The sequence below is a fragment of the Brevibacillus soli genome (assembly GCF_044759095.2).
Taxonomy (GTDB): Bacteria; Bacillota; Bacilli; order Brevibacillales; family Brevibacillaceae; genus JBIYSM02.
This window is the reverse complement of record NZ_JBIYSM020000020.1, coordinates 1-16,216: the sequence shown is the minus strand read 5'-3', so window position 1 is coordinate 16,216 and position 16,216 is coordinate 1. Positions and strand designations below refer to the sequence as shown.

The window sequence follows — 16,216 nt, the reverse complement described above, 5'->3', positions numbered from 1 at the left end:
GCAAGGGGGATTTCATCAGTTCACTTTTCGGGTTTGTCCGGACCAATACGAATCGCGCAAGTTGCGCTTCAATATTTTTCCTGCTCCGCTCTTGGGCAATTCGGCAACCAGATCAACCGATTTCGGCACCTTGTAGTTCGCCAGGTACTGTCGGCAGTGTGCAATCAAGTCTTCCTCCGTCAGCTGCTGGTCTTTCTTTACTACGACAATCGCCTTGACCGCCTCTCCCCATTTCTCGTCAGGCACGCCAACGACCGCCGCTTCCAGCACGGCCGGGTGGGTGTAGATGATATTTTCCACTTCGACGGAGTAGACGTTTTCGCCGCCTGTGATGATCATGTCCTTTTTGCGATCCACGATAAAAAAGAAGTTTTCCTCATCCACCGTCGCCATATCCCCTGTGTACAGCCAGCCGTCCTTGATCGCTGAAGCTGTCTCTTCCGGTCGGTTCCAGTAGCCCTTCATGACGTTGGCGCCTCTGGCGATAATTTCGCCCACTTCTCCCGGCTTCACGTCCTCACCGAGCCCGTTGACACAGCGGACTTCCACACCAGACAGCGGTTGGCCGCAAGAGGCAAGGCGGGCAACCAGATGGTCCTCTCCTTCCGTGACATGATCTTCCGCCATCAGGAAGGTGAGGACCGGCGACGCTTCGGTCAAGCCGTATCCCTGGAAAAATTGAATCGGCAGAAACTGCTTCGCCTTTTTCAGTACCTCGGGCGGGCAAGGGGATGCGCCGTACAGCACTTTGCGCCAGCTGGACAGGTCGTAATCCTTGATCGTTGGCGTATTGATCAGCATGTTGATCATCGTCGGCACCAGCAGGCTGCTGGTCACGCGGAAGCGCTCCACTGCCTTCAATGTGGCGGTCGGCTCAAAGAAGCGAATGTGTGCATGGGTCCCGCCCACTACCGTAATGGCAAAGGTGGACGCGCCGTCGGCAAGGTGGAACATCGGACCTGCGTGAAGGTACACCTCTGCCGACGTGTAGCTAAGAGCCAGGCCGACATTATAGGCGTTGCTTAATAGGTTGCGGTGCGTCAGCATTACGCCCTTGGGCATCCCGGTAGTTCCACCCGTGTAAAAGATTCCGGCCACGTCGTCTTCCTCCGCGCGGCAGACGAGCGGAAGGGATTCCCCCGTCTCCAGGAAGGGTTCGTAACCTGTCACATCCGCAGGCGCTTCCATGTCTTCACACAGGATGTACTGCTCAATGCAAGCCACTTCCCCTTTCAGCTTCTCCACCAGCGGCAAAAACTCGCGGTGAAGAAAAAGGAACTTGGAACCGGAGTCCTGGAGGATGAAACAAACCTCTCCCGGTGACAGACGCACGTTCAACGGCACGGCGACGGCACCGAGCATTGTAACAGCGTAAAGGATCTCGAGATAGCGAAATTCGTTCAGCATCAAAAGGGCGACCCGATCTCCCTGTTCGACCCCCGCTTGTTCCAGCGCACCTGCGAGACGGCTCACGCGATCGCCAAACTCCCGGTACGTGTAAGAACGATCTCCGTCCAGAACAGCTGTTTTGTTCGGACGGCATTTCACCTGATTGGCCAAAGTCTGCGTAATGACCATGAACGAAATCCCCCCTCTTAGTGGCGATACTACCTCGAGCTAACGTCCTTGCGATGCCACACCCAGGTGCCCGCAGGGTACCTCTTAGTGGCGATACAACCTCGAGCTAACGTCCCAGGGTGCTTTACTTTCTTTATAATTTTGCCTGAACCAGATTCTGAAAGTCTGGATGCAGGATCAGAGAAGGTTGTTGCGCCTTCTCCCAGGCGAGCACCTGCTCAAGCGTAAGCTCGACGCCCTTTTCCAAGCCCTCTTTTGTCTTGGACAGCGCCTGTCTTGGCAAGCGGCGCAGGGCGGCAATCAACTGGTTCACCTCCTGTTCGATTGTCTCGGCTTCGACCGCCTTGTAGATCAGACCGATCCGCTCCGCTTCTTTGCCGGAGACTTTTTCTCCCAGAAGAGCCAGGCGTTTTGCCTGCGCCATCCCTACGAGTCGGGGTAGCAAATAGGTCCCGCCAAAGTCTGTGGTCAAGCCGATATGTACGAACGGCTCCTGCAGCACGGCGTCCGTGGTGGCCACGACAAAGTCGGCGTGCAGCGCCAGATTGAGGCCGGCCCCTACTGCAACCCCTTCGATCAGGGCAACAACAGGCTTGTTCATGTAATGAAGCTGCATCAAAAAGTCGTTGATCAGCGTCAGTGAGACATCTGCTTCCTCCGGCTTGCTCAGTTTTGCCAGCACGCTCAAGTCCGCTCCCGAGCAGAAATTTCCACCCGCTCCTCTAAGCAGGACGACTTCCGCTTCTGCGTGGTTTGCAGCCTGGGCAATTGCTTTCCGCAAGTCACTGAACATCTCCAAGGTCATGGCATTCAACACTTGCGGCCGGTTCAGCGTAATCGTAAAGACGCCCTCTTTCACTTCTGTCAAAACGGGTTGGGTTTGGACCTGTTCCATCAAATTTTGCTCCTTTCCTGGGGGATGATCCCCCTGCGAACGAGTGCGTCCAGTTGTTCATCTGTACAAAGCAGCTTTTCTCTCAACACTTCACGCGTGTGCTCGCCGCAGGAAGGAGGCGGTGTCATGGTCTGCAGCGATCTGTACTGCTCCGTTCTAACCTGCAGCGTCTCGGTCGTTTCCTCATACGGAAGCGTGAACGTCACCGCCCGGCTTGCGACATAGGGACTCTCCGCCCAGGTATCGATTTCCTCGACGGAAGTCAGACAGCAGTCTACCTCGCTGCCCAGTTCGTTCCATTCCGCCTGCGTCCGGGTCAAAAAAAGCGCTTTCATCTCGTCGTACACCTCGGGACAATCAGAAATGCTTGCGCCATGAAGCGTCTCCCAGTCCTCCCGCCCCACTGCCCGGCAGAAGTTTTGCCAGAACTTTTCTTCGAGTGCGGCCAAAGCAACGAAGCGACCGTCTGCCGTCTCGTATGCGTTGTAGGCGAGCAGTCCCTTGAGAAACTGTTGCATATCCCTCTCCTGGCCGTGATGGATCAGGGATGCATGCATCCCCATCCAGGAGGCGAGCAGGTCCGTCGAGGCGACGTCGAGATACGCTCCCGTTCCTCTGGTCGACCGCTGAACGAGAGCCGCGCAAATCTGCTCGGCTGCGTACAACCCCACCGCGTAATCGGCGATGGGAACCTCCGAGATGACGGGTCGCCCTTCCCCGTCGCGAATCGTTGAGAGAAAACCGCTGACGGCCTGGTAGTTGAGGTCGTGACCGCCAAGCTGGTGCATGGCTCCGTCTTGGCCGTAACCGGTGACCGAACAGTAGACAATCTGCGGATGAACCTGCTTTAATCGGGCATAGTCGAGACCCAGGTGATGCATCACCCCGGGGCGAAAGCTTTCCACTACCACATCGGCCTGCCGGGCGAGCAAAAAGGCGAGCTCTCTTCCTTCCGCTGAGCGCAAATTGAGCGCTACGCTTCGCTTGTTTCGGTTGGAGCTGAGATACAGAGCACCCGTCTCGCGGATTTTCGGCCCCATCGTGCGCCCAGGGTCCCCCAACGGGTACGCCTCTACTTTGATGACCTCCGCACCCAGGTCAGCCAGCCGCATCGTACAATACGGACCGGGCAAATGACGGGTAAAGTCGACAACGGTAATGCCGGTTAACATACACGACCTCCTTTCACACTTCATCCTACATTGTATTTCGCTGCCTCCCTGTTTCAATCCTGTTTCTTTCAGAAAAATGTATCAATTTTCCATTAATGAAAAAAGACCGTTCCCGTATGGACCGGCCTCGTTCTGTTGCCCTTACTTGATAAAACGAATCGAAAGCGGATAGCGGTACGGCCTGCCATCATTCGTCCGAACAGCGGCCAGGATCAGTACGACGATCCAGAAGATTCCCAAGGCGATCAGCATCAGGACGCCAATCAGTACAAACACCAGGATGTAGCTGATGACCGCGTACAATGCAACGCTGATGCCAAAGTTGAGCGCCTCTTTTCCCTGATGGTCGACAAAGGGGCCCTCCTCCCGCTTGATCAACCAGACGATCAACGGCCCCAGAACGTTACCGAGCGGAAAGATAAAACCACAAAAAGCGGACAGGTGCGCAATGGTTGCCCACAACCGTTCCTCTTTGCCGGGAACATAATGATCCATGTTTACGCCTCCTCGCGTTCTTCTACTTCACTGTACTACGAAAACTGGCAAAAGTTGCGCAAAAACTGGCAAAAGTTGCGCACTGAACAGCAAAAAAGCGCCTGTGCGGCGCTTTTTCCGTTTAGTAACGGCTGTCCATGCCATAGCCCTTGTGGTGATAGCCATACATCATGGAAGAAGAGGAACCAGAAGAAGAGGAGTCGTATCCTTTGTGATATTCATCGCACTTGGTCATGTAGTAAGGCTTATAGTAGCAATGTTTTTTGTAGTACTTTTTCTTGCAGCATTTTTTGTAATGACATCTTTGCTTATGGGATTTCTTGCATCCGCAGCTCATTACCTCACCCCCTCGCGTCGTTACAGTTACAAGGTATGTCGCGAAGGGTATGAAGGAATGGTACACCTGTCTAACTGATGGAAAAAATCAGCGGGTATCCTGTGGGCATCTACTCAGTGGAAACAGCGACCGGCTGCTCAATCCGCTTGGCACGCTCCGATCCAAAGACCCCGACGAGAACCAGAACTCCGCCAAAAACCGTCTTCCAGGTGAGATGCTCCCCCAACAGACTGACGGACCCCAGGACACTGATCAGCGGCATCGCGTTCAAATAGATGCCTGCGCGCGCAGCAGATGTGGAGGCAATGCCTTTGTTCCACAGCCAGTACGCCATGATCGTGGGACCAAGTACAAGAAACACGACAATCCAAAGCGATGTTAGGGTCAGCTCCGACCAGCCGTAGATCCACGTCTCAACAGCCGCAAAAGGCAGTATCATGATCCCGCCGATAAACAAGGTCAAAGCGGTAAACAGCTCGCTGGGCAGCCGTTCTTCTCCCTGCGGCCGCTTCATCTGAATCACGTAAATGGCCCAGATCAGTTCACTGGCCAGCACAAGCAAATCGCCCAGCACAGAACTGCCGTGCTGCGTATCGGACTGGACAGTGATGAGCAGGACGCCGAGTGTGCCCATAAACAGGCCCAGCCACTGCGGCACCGTGATGGTCTCTTTGAGATAAAACGCGGCCAAGAGAAGCGTAAACAACGGAAGCGAAGCGGAAATAATGCTCGCATGTACACCGCTGGTCAAGGCTACCCCGGCAGAGTTGAATAAAAAGTAGCCCGCCACCCCGGTAAAGGAGAGAAGCGCGATCCGCCCCCAGGGAACCAAAATGGTACCCAACCGCTCTTGCGCTCTCTTCCAGGCAAATGGAAGAAAGATCAGGCTTGCCAAAACCAAGCGCAAAAACATCAGGGTAAACGGGGGAAATGTCTCCAGCCCCCACTTTGTTGGAACGATGGTGATTCCCCAGAGGACTACGGCAGCCATCAACATCAGGTTGGCTTTGCTCACAAAAATACCTTCTCTCTTTATTGGGTCACAATTTTTCGCAGTTCATTGATACCGTGGTGATCGGGAATTTCGCGGAATTCCTTTACCTTGGGCAAGGTCAACAAGTTCGGCCTTGTCATGTATCCCGGCTTGGAAATGTAGACCACGTCGCAATTGGCGATAAGATCGAAGACGTCAGGGTGGTTGGCTTCAATGGTCCGCAAATCCAGATGAGTAATGCCGGCATTGTGCAAATCGTCAATCATCCCTTCTGCTCCGCGGATGGTAGCGCAGATCAAGCCTACTTTGGTATGACGGGGGTATGCCTCCACAGCAGGGATGACAACAGTGGGATCCGGAATAAAATCCACGCTGACGACAGGCGGTGCCTCACGCGGCAGAGCCTGCTTTACTTTTGCGCTGACAGACGGATGGGCGACGATCGCTTTGTACTGCATCAGGAACGATGTGTCCTGCTCCAGCCGCTCCCAGAAATCATCCAACGTCCAACCCTCTACCATGGCACTGGGCAAATGGTATTGAACCAGACGCAGGTACTCGGCCAGCTCCAGTTCGGTAAAGCGCAGGAACAAGACAGGCAGTTGGTTTACCTCCTGCATAACCACGGACAAGACACGGGTAAATTCCTCCATGGAATAGCCCATCGCCTTTACCTTGTGAAGGGTTTCCTTGGCCAAGAGCGCCAGGTGGGCCGGATTTCGCGTGAGCAGCGGATCGTTCACCACGTTGCTGACAGTGGTTCCGCGGCCTTGTCTGGAGTCCACCAATCCCTCCTGCTGCAGCCGCAGATAGACGCTGCGTACGGTATTGTAATTTACCTTCAACTGCGCAGCCAGCTCGCGCACGGTGGGAAGCTGCGAGTGTGTCGGAAGCTCCCCGCTGCGGATGGAGGCGGCAATCTGCTGATACAGCTGTTCGTGATAAGAAACATTGGAATCCTTTTGCAGGGTCAGACGAAACATGTGAATGGATCCTCCGAAATTTCATATAATTTCAATCGTATATCATTTCAGACAATGGCGTCAATATCCCTCCCTGCGGATGAACGGGAACGGGCGGGAGATACTAAGCGGGACTCCGGTTTGCGGAAAGCGAGGTGAGCATGATGGGCGAGCGCAGCCGCTTTAAAGAGGGGGACAAATCTCCGAAAAACGCGGTTTACATGGAAATCGGGGAATCCGGCGCAAGCGTGCAGGACCCTATGATCATCGAACTGGGAAAAGGGGACAAATTCCCCGCGACCCGTAACAAAAATCGCGTATGGACACAAAAATAGGTGAAAGAACCAACCCTTTGATCCGGCAAACGGTTGGTTCTTTCACATGCCCTATGAACGGATCAATCTTCTTCATCCTCTTCGAAGTCTTCTTCATCCCCCTTGAGATACGTGATGGTCACACCGAGTCGCTGCAAGAGCTGCAGGACTTCCCGATTGAGCTCCTCGTCCATCAAAAGTCCCAGGCTTTCCACCAGTTCCAGCTCCTCCAGTTCCCCCGCCTCGGCATCCTCGATCAGTTCGATTATTTCCGTCATACGCCTTTTTTCCAAAACCGCCAGAATCTCTTCCTTTGTCATCGCTACCACACCTCAATTTGGCAAATCTCTTTGTCGTCACTCCTATCATAGTACATAATGGAAGAGGAAAAAACAAAAGCAAGGAGCAAAATCCTATGTATCCACAAGCCTATCTCGACTACCTCGTTCACTTCCACGGGGATCGGGACTACTTCGAATGCCATGAGATCCTGGAAGAGCACTGGAAAAGCATGCCTGCCGGCAGACGAAGCCCGGTCTGGGTGGGATTGATTCAAATAGCCGTAGCCTTGTACCACCAGCGTCGAAACAATAGGGCCGGTGCTCTGAAGATGATGCAAAGCGCCGTCAATCTGCTGAACCGTGAACAGGCGGCGCTGGAACAATTGGGTTTGGATGCTCCCAAGCTGATCCGACTTTTGAACGGTCGCCTTGAGGAATTGCAGCAAAATGCCCCGTACTCCAGCTTCAACCTTCCCATTAAGGACGAGACACTTCTGTCACACTGCCGTGAACAGTGCCAATTGCGCGGATTTTCGTTCGGTCAGGAGAGCAACCTGGCCGACGAGTTCCTGCTCAACAAGCACAAGCTACGGGATCGAACGGAAGTCATCGAAGAGCGGGCTCGGCAGCTGCAGCAAAAACAGGCACGCCGTGAGGAACCTTAACAGCTTATGTCGAGAAACGACGCCGGAATCGCCTCGCTGAAATAGTACCTCTCCGTCGCTTGAAAAAAGCGCACCCCGTTGTCATGTGCCGCCTGTGCACGGACGGCAAGAATCATCAGCGTATCTCCAGGTGTGCCGATATCGCTCGGATCCGCTGCCAACTGTACCAGCTTGCTGGCGATTGGGAGCAATCCCCCGGCCGCAATTTGTCCCAAAAGTTTTCGATGCGTACCGTAGTGCAGGATCTCTGGAGGCCTCCGCTCCACTCCGACGCGGCTGCGTTCAGGTAAAAATCCGTACGTCGCACGGATCAAGGCTCCCCCGTCCCACTCCAGCTGGCGCTTGGGATCGTTTTCCACCACCTGACGCAAATCGGCACGAGAAATCGTCTCAAATCCTTTCAGGTTCCGTACGTACGCAATCAGCCTGTCGACCGATGTAAAGCCGTAGGTATCAAAATAAAGCAGCAAATGCTCGCTGTTTTGCCGTAAGATACTGAGCATCCGCTTGCGCAGACGGGCTTCTTCAAACGTTGCCAGCATGACTGCCACCTCCTGCTAGAATATCCAGACGACCAACACGACCATCAACCCCAGATCGGCCAAAAGATGACTGATCCACGTGGGATACGCGGAGGGGAAGCAGCCTTTGAGCCAGGCCCATAGTACTCCTGCTCCAAAGACGAGCGCGGTGACCGCGATTCCCCACTGCAAGCCGAACAGCACCACGCCGACGATCAAATGATACAAGGCGAAAAAGAAACTGCTGACGATGATCGCGGTTGGCCGGCGCACCCCGCGCAGCAGGCGCTGCAGCACGAAACCCCGCCACAGCAATTCCTCCAGGAGAGAATTCACAATGACAGTGTACAGGGCAAACCAGCCAATCCAGGCCGATGTCAGTCCCCAGCGCTCCAGCGTGAAGCGAATCCGTTCTTCCTGAACGCCGTGGTGCAACAACAGCCACATCCCGGCGACAATAGCCGTAAACAGGAACACTCCCAACAGAACGCCGTACGCCATCCCACTCTTGTCAAAGGTTTCCCAGGCCAATCGCCAGCGGGTTCGCAATTCTCCCTCCCATAAAGCGTGGAGCAGAGGAATTCCCAGACAAACCAGAAGATGAAACGAGAGGAAGGTAACGAACAAGCTCTGCATTTCCAACAATCCGTAAAAGACGGCAAGTGTGGCTAAAAAGCCGTAACAGATTAACAGCAGCAGGCTACGCTTCCGCTTCATAGGGTAAGATGTCCTTTCTCACTGATAGCCTGTATAGGATTCCCCATGTTCACGCCATGAATACGTAGAAAGGGATTACATATACAAAATGATTGCCGGATGCTATACTGTTCTCTGATAAAAAATCTTTGATAAGTTTGGCTAGTCTTTCGATTTCTTTCAGAAAGGAGCGACAGTCGTGTTGCTCTCTAACCGTACATTTCTTCTGCTGATGACGGGGGAAATTGTCGCTGGCGCCGGCATGTGGATCTCCATCATCGCCAATCTGCAGTTCATGCAGCATCAAATCCCCTCCGACTTTCTCAAGGGGCTGATCCTGATGAGCGGTTTGGTTGTCAGCATCCTGCTCTCGCCAAAAGCAGGCGTCATGATTGACCGCTTTGACAAACAAAAGATCATGCTGGCAGCCAGTCTCGTCCGCTGCCTCAGTCCGATCTGCATGCTGCCCGCCCTCGCATATGATTCACTCGGATGGATGGTCGTCTCGCTGGTCATTATGCAAGGGTCGGCCGCCTTTTACTTTCCCACTGTTCAGGCATCGCTTCCGGCCATCCTGTCACCGGGAGACCTGCTGAAGGCAAACAGCGTCTACCTGAACATCGCTACCCTGTCGCGAATCGGCGGGACTGCAATCGGCGGCGTGATGGTGGCAGCGATGGATCTGTACCTGCTCTATCTTCTCTCCGTCGCAGCGTACGCGGCGCTGGCGCTGATCACGCTTGCGCTGAAAATTCCTCGGAGTGAAGCCCGCAAGCGGCAGGAAAAGCTGGAGTTCCGCGAAGTGCTTACCCTGACCAAAAACGATCCGGCGCTCCTTGTCGGTCTGGCCAACATGGGGTTGATTACCCTGTTTCTCGGCGGCTTTAACCTGCTGGTGCTGAACTTCAGCGAAATTCAACGCACGCCTGAGCTGATGGGCTGGATCTATACGGTGGAGGGAACGAGCATACTCGTGGGCGGCTTGTTGGCCAAGCGATGGATCGGAGGCAGAAACCTGGTTGCAACCTCCACGACGCTGCTCTTTTTGTTCGCGATCTCCCAGTATGGCATGTCGTTTGCAGAAAGCCGCTTCATGGTCCTCGCCTCGTTTGGCCTGTTCGGGTTTACCGTCGCCTTCTTCTTTCCCGTGACCACTACCATTTTTCAAAAGCGACTGGCAGAACACCAGCAAGGCCGGTTCTTTTCCTTCAAGGGAATGCTTGACCGCGCCCTGTTTCTGGTCGCACTGGGCACCACCGGAGCGTGTCTGGACCTCCTTGGCATCTCGGGTTACATGCTGGTCATCGGAACCGTCACACTGCTGATGACGCTGATGACGATCCTGTACACCAAACGGCACGCTCTGGACGTCCGGGAAACGGACGGAACAGCTCCTGCCCGTTCTGCGTAGAAGTGGCAAAGCACACCAAACGCTTTTACGTTCGCACCTGAATGGTGTACACTACTATCAGCGTGGTACGAAAGAAAGGAGTGGCACCCATGCAGATTCTCTCTTCCACATCTCTCGGCATGCTGGTCACTTTGCTCATGGCGACCATGGTGATCCTGGTGCGGATGCGGTCTGCGAAAAAGCCGGTCTCAACCCGCAGCATTATCCTGCCGCCGGTGTTCATGTCAACCGGTTTTGCCATGTTTCATTTTCCGGAGACGGCAACGCCGCTATCGTATGATTTGATCGCCTTTTTCGCCGGGCTTTTGCTATCCATTCCCTTGATTGTGACATCCAGGTTTGAAATCGTCGGTCAGGACGTATACCTGAAGAGATCAAAAGCGTTTTTCGCCATCCTGCTCGGACTGCTCGTCATTCGCTTCTCCATCAAGCTTTATGTGAACGACTCGTTTACGCCTCTCCAGTCGGCAGGCCTGTTCTTCATCCTGGCTTTTGGCATGATTGCTCCGTGGCGTCTCGCCATGCTGTACATGTACCGCCAGTTGGTGAAGAAAACGGCGCAAACCTGAAAAAACCCACCCGGCAGCAGCTAGCGCTAAGCTTTCGCTTCATCGGCGAAAGCTTTTTTTATATTTACAACCCGAACATCCATTCGTAGAATGAAGGAAGAAGAAGGTGATCAAACCATGAATGTGAAACGAGATCTGACTCAACTCCTGGAACAGTTTCGCCAGGACGAGCGGTTCCGGAAACACGTCGTACACTGGGAAACCATTCCCCCTCGCGAAGCCCGGACCGTCCCTTTTCCTTCCGGCATGGATGAGCGAATTCGGCAAACCTTGTCCAAACGAGGGATTGCCTCGCTGTACACTCATCAGGAGACCTCCTTTCGCCTCGTTCAGGAGGGAAAACACATCGTAGCCGTGACCCCCACCGCCTCCGGGAAAAGCATGTGCTATCATCTGCCGGTGCTGCAAACCCTGACCGAAGAACCGCAGGCGCGCGCTCTGTACCTGTTTCCCACCAAGGCATTGGCACAGGACCAAAAAAGCGAGCTGCATGAATTAATCAACGAGATGGGACTTTCCATCAAGTCGGAAACCTATGACGGCGATACACCGGCACAGATCCGGCAAACGATTCGAAAAGCGGGAAATATCGTCATCACCAATCCGGATATGCTTCATTCTGCCATTCTCCCCCACCACACCAAGTGGGTATCTTTTTTTGAGCATCTGCGGTACGTCGTCATTGACGAGCTGCATACCTATCGCGGCGTATTCGGCAGCCACGTGGCAAACGTCATTCGCCGGTTAAAGCGGATCTGTTCCTTTTACGGAAGCCGGCCGCAATTTATCTGCACGTCCGCTACCATCGCCAATCCAAAAGAACTGGCTGAGCAGTTGACAGAAGAAAAGATGGAGCTGGTCGACAACAACGGCGCGCCATCAGGCAAAAAGCATTTTCTTTTTTACAACCCGCCTGTCGTCAACCGTCAGCTGAATATCCGGCGGAGCGCCACACTGGAAGCGCGGGACATCACCGATGCGTTCCTTTCCAACGGGATCCAGACGATTCTGTTCGCGAGAAGCCGGGTCCGTGTGGAAATTCTCCTGAAATACCTGCAGGAGCGAATCAAAAAGAAGCTGGGTCCGAAAACCATTCAGGGATACCGCGGCGGATACCTTCCCAGCCAGCGGCGGGAGATTGAACGGGGTCTGAAAAGCGGCGACATCCTGGGCGTGGTTAGTACGAATGCGCTGGAGCTTGGCGTCGACATCGGTCAGCTGCAGGTGTGCGTGATCACCGGATACCCCGGATCGGTTGCTAGCACCTGGCAGCAGGCTGGACGGGCCGGACGGCGTCAGGGGGAATCGGTCGTGGTCCTGGTGGGCAGTTCCACTCCGCTGGATCAATACGTCATTTCGCATCCGGAGTACTTCTTCGGACGAAGCCCCGAGTCTGCGAGAATCAATCCGGACAATCTGATTATCCTGGTGGATCACATCAAATGTGCTGCCTATGAACTGCCGTTTACAGAAGGCGACCGGTTCGGCAAGGCTGAAATCGTGGAAATCCTGGAGTTTCTCACCGAAGAACAAATCCTGCATCACTCCAAAGGCAAGTGGTTCTGGATGAACGATTCTTTTCCCGCGCACAACATCAGCCTGCGTTCCGCTTCCCAGGAGAATGTGGTCATCATTGATATCACCGAACGGGGAAATGAGCGCGTCATTGGGGAAATGGACCGGTTCAGTTCCCTTACCCTTCTTCATGAAGAAGCCATCTATCTGCACCAGGGGATTCAATACCAGGTGGAAAAGCTGGACTATGAAGAGAAAAAAGCGTATGTGCGGGAAGTGACGGTAGATTACTATACCGATGCCAATCTGGCCGTTCAGCTGAAGGTATTGGAAGAAGACGAAGTGTGCCGCAGGCAGGAGGCCGAGTTTGCCTACGGCGAGGTATCGGTTCACGCGATGGCGACGATCTTCAAAAAAATCAAGTTTGAAACCCATGAAAACATCGGGTCCGGCCCGATTCACCTGCCTGAGCAGGAGCTGCATACGAATGCGGCCTGGATCAGCTTTTCCGAATCGCTTCTGGATACGATTGGAAAGGAAGATGTGGAACGGGGTCTGGTCGGGCTGGCGCACGTGCTGCAGCACGTTGCTCCCTTGTTCGTGATGTGCGACCCGATGGATCTGCATGTCATCCCGCAGCGGAAAGCGGTCCATTCCGGACAGCCTGCCATCTTTTTGTACGACCGGTACCCGGGTGGCGTCGGGCTGAGCGAACAGGTGTACAAAGAAATGGACACCATCCTCACGCAAGCGGAAGGGCTGATCTGTTCTTGCCCGTGCGAATCCGGATGCCCCTCCTGTGTCGGGTCATCGGAAGAAGGGGGAAAGGAACTTGCGTTGTCCCTGCTCCGCGTAGCTCAGGGAGGAAGCCCCTATGTCACTTAAGGATAAACTGAATCGATTCAAAGGCCATCTGACAAAAGAGGCTCCCCTACCTTCTCCCGTGCCGCAAACGGATATTCCCTATCAGGAGAAATGGGCAATCCTGCAGGCGAAACCCTTTGTGTGGAACGACGATTACGTGATGGTTAGGGAAGTCCGTTATCCCCTCACGCAGCGGCACGGAGCATACCGTTTCGCCCAGCTTTTTGACGTGATGAGAGCGTGGGAACAATCCGGTATTTCCCATCCGCTCTCTACCGCACAACGGACGGCAGCGGATCTCCTGTTTTTCGATACGGAGACGACAGGGCTGCACGGCGGTGCAGGCAATACCATTTTTCTGTTGGGTCACAGCCGTCTGGATGGGGACAGCGTGGTGGTGCGCCAGCATTTTTTGGCTGCTCCCCATGCGGAGATCACCCTGTACCAATCGTTTCTCTCTGAGGTAACATCGTCAACGCATCTGGTTACCTTTAACGGCAAGGCGTTTGACTGGCCCCAGGTGAAAACGAGACACACGCTGATCCGCGACTCGGTTCCAAAGCTTCCGCCGCTTGGCCACTACGATCTGCTGCACGGAGCGAGACGGTTGTGGAAGCACGATCTGGAGTCCTGCCGGTTGTCGTTGATCGAAAGAGAAAAGCTGGGGGTCCTGCGAAAGAACGACGTTCCCGGATATATGGCTCCCATTCTCTATTTCGATTATCTGCAGAACAGAGATCCCGAGACGATTCAGGGGGTATTGCATCATAACGAACTGGATGTGCTTTCGCTTATCACGCTGTACATCCACCTATCCAAACTGCTGCTTACCCATGAGAAGGAAGCCGTTTCTTGCGAGGAAGGGTTTGAGATCGCCCGCTGGTATGAGGCGCTGGGGGAAGATGAAATGGCCTATCGAGGGTACCTGCGCATCGCCGAAAGCAGGCACGTTCTCAGCGCCAAAGCAAAAATCGCCCTGGGCCTTCTTCACAAAAAGCGGAAACAGTGGGAGCAGGCTTTGGCGATATGGGAAGCACTCATCCGCGAATCCGCCTACATACCGGAAGAGATTTATATTGAGGCCGCAAAAATCTATGAACACCAGCTGAAAGACTATGAAAAGGCACTCCATTATACGCGCCGGGCCTTCGAGGAATGGAAGAAAAAAAGGACGATCCTGCGCCGGACGTCCAAAGCGGAAATGAGTGCTTATCAAAAACGGCTGGAGCGGTTGGAAAAGCGGATCACTACCTGAAAAAGCCGCATGCGTCTCAGGGTGTCGAGGAAGTGGCTACAGTGGGAAGACCTCTTTATCGACAAGGTCAGACGCATGCCCTAGGCATGCGTCTCTTTGTTGTGCACCGCTCCTCTTTTTTCCCGCTGCTTTAGATAGCCGTACAGCGGCAAACCGGCGAGGGTAATGCCAATGGCAACCAGCGTGTCCAAAGGATTGTTCATGATGGTGCTGATCACGATGTAGCCCGAGCCGACGATAGCGAACAGCGGCACGATCGGATACAGGGGTACGCTGTACGTGCGCGGTTTGTCCGCATTCCTTTTGCGCAGGATGAAAACGGCGGCAAACGCCAGGATGTAAAACAGATAGACGGAAAAGATGGCCAGGTCCGACAGGCGGTCCACATCGATCAACAACATCATGACGATCGCGATGATCACCTGGGACAAGAGAGCGTTTACGGGTGTTCCGTACTTTGCGTGAACTTTGGTTAACAAGTTGGCCCCTGGCAGCTGGTTCCGCTCCGCCATGGCAAAAGGCACCCGCGGGAAGGCGAGGATTTTACCGTTGAGGCAGCCGAAGATAGAAATGAGAATGCCCGCACTGATCAATTTTCCGCCAACCTCTCCAAACAGGAGGGCAGCGGCTGTTCCGGCCGCGTTTTCACCCAATTGCACAATCTGCGCTGCCGGAAGCAATTTTAGCAGGGCCACATTGACCAACAGATAGGCTGCAGTTACAACGCTCAGACCGCCGATGATGGCGCGCGGGAGCACTTTGGCCGGATTTTTCATCTCCCCTGCCATAAATCCGACAAGCATCCATCCGTCGTACGCCCACAGTGTAGCCAGGATGGCAGCCCCCATGCTTACCTCTGAGGTGACGCCGCTCGTCATGTCGAACAGTTGACCGTTTCCCTTCCATACTCCAAAAATGGCAATGAAGGCGATCGGAATCAATTTTCCCAATGTCGCCGCATTCTGGACAAAACCGCCGTATCTCGTTCCCAGACTGTTTACTGCGGCTAAAAAGACCACGGAGGCAATTCCGATGGGGAGCTTCCACTCGTTTCCCCACTGAAATAAATTGGCTACGAGTGACCCGAAGAACAGTCCCAGCGCCCCGATAATGGCAGGTCCGTAGATAATGGTTTGCACCCAACCGCTCAAAAATCCCCATACCTTGCCGTACACTTCTTCCAGGTACACGTACAAGCCACCGGTTTTGGGTATCTGCGTTCCTACCTCGGCAATGGTCAGACCGCCAGCGAGAGTAATGAGACCGCCCAGCACCCAGGCCCAGAGCGCCAACGTGGAATCGCCGGCGTACTCTATCACTTTTCCCGGTTTCATAAAAATTCCGGAGCCGATCACCGTACCGATGACGAGCGACATGGCAAGTGTCAGGCCTACTTCCTTCTTCAGTTGCTGCTCCCCCATATTTGTTCACCCCGAATGTACTTTTGTTTATATATAACTGACAAAATCATCATACCACGACACCGGACAAAAGCTCTTTTTCTCATTATTGTGAAATAAGAAAACCCACCCGGCATTAGCTAGTTTCCCCTGAAAAATTCCTGGGGTAAGTCAAAAACAAAAGGAATTCAGCTCTCTAAATGGAAGTAGTGTTGTCGAGGCAATACATCCAAAAAGAGGGACTGAATTCCTTTCTTCTTAAAGAAATTCAACAGTGCTCCTCGAAAATCCT

General features: G+C 54.0%; 16 protein-coding genes. 6 read left to right on the top strand and 10 right to left on the bottom strand.

Features of this window, described 5'->3' with window-relative positions:
* Positions 1–15 precede the first annotated feature (15 nt).
* The 6 genes from ACE99V_RS10060 to ACE99V_RS10035 all read right to left on the bottom strand — a co-directional run bounded on the left by ACE99V_RS10060 (position 16) and on the right by ACE99V_RS10035 (position 6,454).
* Positions 16–1,578, bottom strand: a complete 1,563-nt coding sequence (locus ACE99V_RS10060; protein WP_400490947.1) for a long-chain-fatty-acid--CoA ligase — start codon at positions 1,576–1,578, stop codon at positions 16–18.
* 133 nt (positions 1,579–1,711) lie between these two features.
* The gene (locus ACE99V_RS10055; RefSeq protein WP_400490946.1) at positions 1,712–2,473 is read right to left on the bottom strand and encodes an enoyl-CoA hydratase/isomerase family protein; all 762 of its coding nucleotides are present in this window, start codon (positions 2,471–2,473) and stop codon (positions 1,712–1,714) included.
* Complete coding sequence (locus ACE99V_RS10050) at positions 2,473–3,645, bottom strand: CaiB/BaiF CoA transferase family protein (protein WP_400490945.1); 1,173 nt, start codon at positions 3,643–3,645, stop codon at positions 2,473–2,475. Before ACE99V_RS10050 ends, ACE99V_RS10055 begins: the two co-directional genes overlap by 1 nt.
* A gap of 141 nt (positions 3,646–3,786) precedes the next feature.
* Entirely contained in the window at positions 3,787–4,140 is a 354-nt protein-coding gene (locus ACE99V_RS10045; RefSeq protein ID WP_400490944.1) for a DUF4870 domain-containing protein, read from the bottom strand.
* A 446-nt stretch (positions 4,141–4,586) separates the two neighbouring features.
* Positions 4,587–5,492, bottom strand: coding sequence for a DMT family transporter (locus tag ACE99V_RS10040; protein ID WP_400490943.1), 906 nt, complete (start codon positions 5,490–5,492; stop codon positions 4,587–4,589).
* A gap of 17 nt (positions 5,493–5,509) precedes the next feature.
* Positions 5,510–6,454 (bottom strand): GntR family transcriptional regulator, encoded by a 945-nt coding sequence (locus ACE99V_RS10035; RefSeq protein WP_400490942.1) that lies wholly within the window; start codon positions 6,452–6,454, stop codon positions 5,510–5,512.
* Between the two features lie 143 nt (positions 6,455–6,597).
* Here ACE99V_RS10035 and ACE99V_RS10030 point away from each other — a divergent pair, with 143 nt between their 5' ends.
* Complete coding sequence (locus ACE99V_RS10030; RefSeq protein WP_400491006.1) at positions 6,598–6,768, top strand: YjzC family protein; 171 nt, start codon at positions 6,598–6,600, stop codon at positions 6,766–6,768.
* A gap of 62 nt (positions 6,769–6,830) precedes the next feature.
* Here the strand turns inward: ACE99V_RS10030 and ACE99V_RS10025 are convergent, their stop codons facing one another.
* On the bottom strand, positions 6,831–7,067 hold the full coding sequence (locus ACE99V_RS10025; protein ID WP_400490941.1) for a hypothetical protein: 237 nt from the start codon (positions 7,065–7,067) through the stop codon (positions 6,831–6,833).
* 95 nt (positions 7,068–7,162) lie between these two features.
* Between ACE99V_RS10025 and ACE99V_RS10020 the strand changes: the two genes are divergently transcribed.
* On the top strand, positions 7,163–7,693 hold the full coding sequence (locus ACE99V_RS10020; protein ID WP_400490940.1) for a DUF309 domain-containing protein: 531 nt from the start codon (positions 7,163–7,165) through the stop codon (positions 7,691–7,693).
* Here ACE99V_RS10020 and ACE99V_RS10015 read toward each other — a convergent pair.
* Positions 7,690–8,235, bottom strand: coding sequence for an RNA 2'-phosphotransferase (locus ACE99V_RS10015; protein ID WP_400490939.1), 546 nt, complete (start codon positions 8,233–8,235; stop codon positions 7,690–7,692). The two genes, ACE99V_RS10020 and ACE99V_RS10015, sit on opposite strands and share 4 nt — an antisense overlap.
* A 15-nt stretch (positions 8,236–8,250) precedes the next feature.
* The gene (locus ACE99V_RS10010) at positions 8,251–8,931 is read right to left on the bottom strand and encodes a CPBP family intramembrane glutamic endopeptidase (protein ID WP_400490938.1); all 681 of its coding nucleotides are present in this window, start codon (positions 8,929–8,931) and stop codon (positions 8,251–8,253) included.
* Between the two features lie 178 nt (positions 8,932–9,109).
* Here ACE99V_RS10010 and ACE99V_RS10005 point away from each other — a divergent pair, with 178 nt between their 5' ends.
* The 4 genes from ACE99V_RS10005 (at position 9,110) to ACE99V_RS09990 (ending at position 14,524) form a co-directional block, all read left to right on the top strand.
* Complete coding sequence (locus tag ACE99V_RS10005) at positions 9,110–10,321, top strand: MFS transporter (protein WP_400490937.1); 1,212 nt, start codon at positions 9,110–9,112, stop codon at positions 10,319–10,321.
* An 89-nt stretch (positions 10,322–10,410) separates the two neighbouring features.
* Positions 10,411–10,890 carry a CcdC family protein gene (locus ACE99V_RS10000; RefSeq protein ID WP_400490936.1) on the top strand — a complete coding sequence of 160 codons (480 nt, stop codon included), beginning with the start codon at positions 10,411–10,413 and terminating at the stop codon, positions 10,888–10,890.
* A gap of 117 nt (positions 10,891–11,007) precedes the next feature.
* Positions 11,008–13,290 (top strand): DEAD/DEAH box helicase, encoded by a 2,283-nt coding sequence (locus ACE99V_RS09995; protein WP_400490935.1) that lies wholly within the window; start codon positions 11,008–11,010, stop codon positions 13,288–13,290.
* Entirely contained in the window at positions 13,280–14,524 is a 1,245-nt protein-coding gene (locus ACE99V_RS09990) for a ribonuclease H-like domain-containing protein (RefSeq protein WP_400490934.1), read from the top strand. The genes ACE99V_RS09995 and ACE99V_RS09990 overlap by 11 nt, the downstream gene beginning before the upstream one ends.
* 80 nt (positions 14,525–14,604) lie before the next feature.
* Here the strand turns inward: ACE99V_RS09990 and ACE99V_RS09985 are convergent, their stop codons facing one another.
* A complete protein-coding gene (locus tag ACE99V_RS09985; RefSeq protein ID WP_400490933.1) occupies positions 14,605–15,945 on the bottom strand; it encodes an APC family permease in 1,341 nt (446 codons plus the stop codon).
* Between the last annotated feature and the right edge of the window lie 271 nt (positions 15,946–16,216).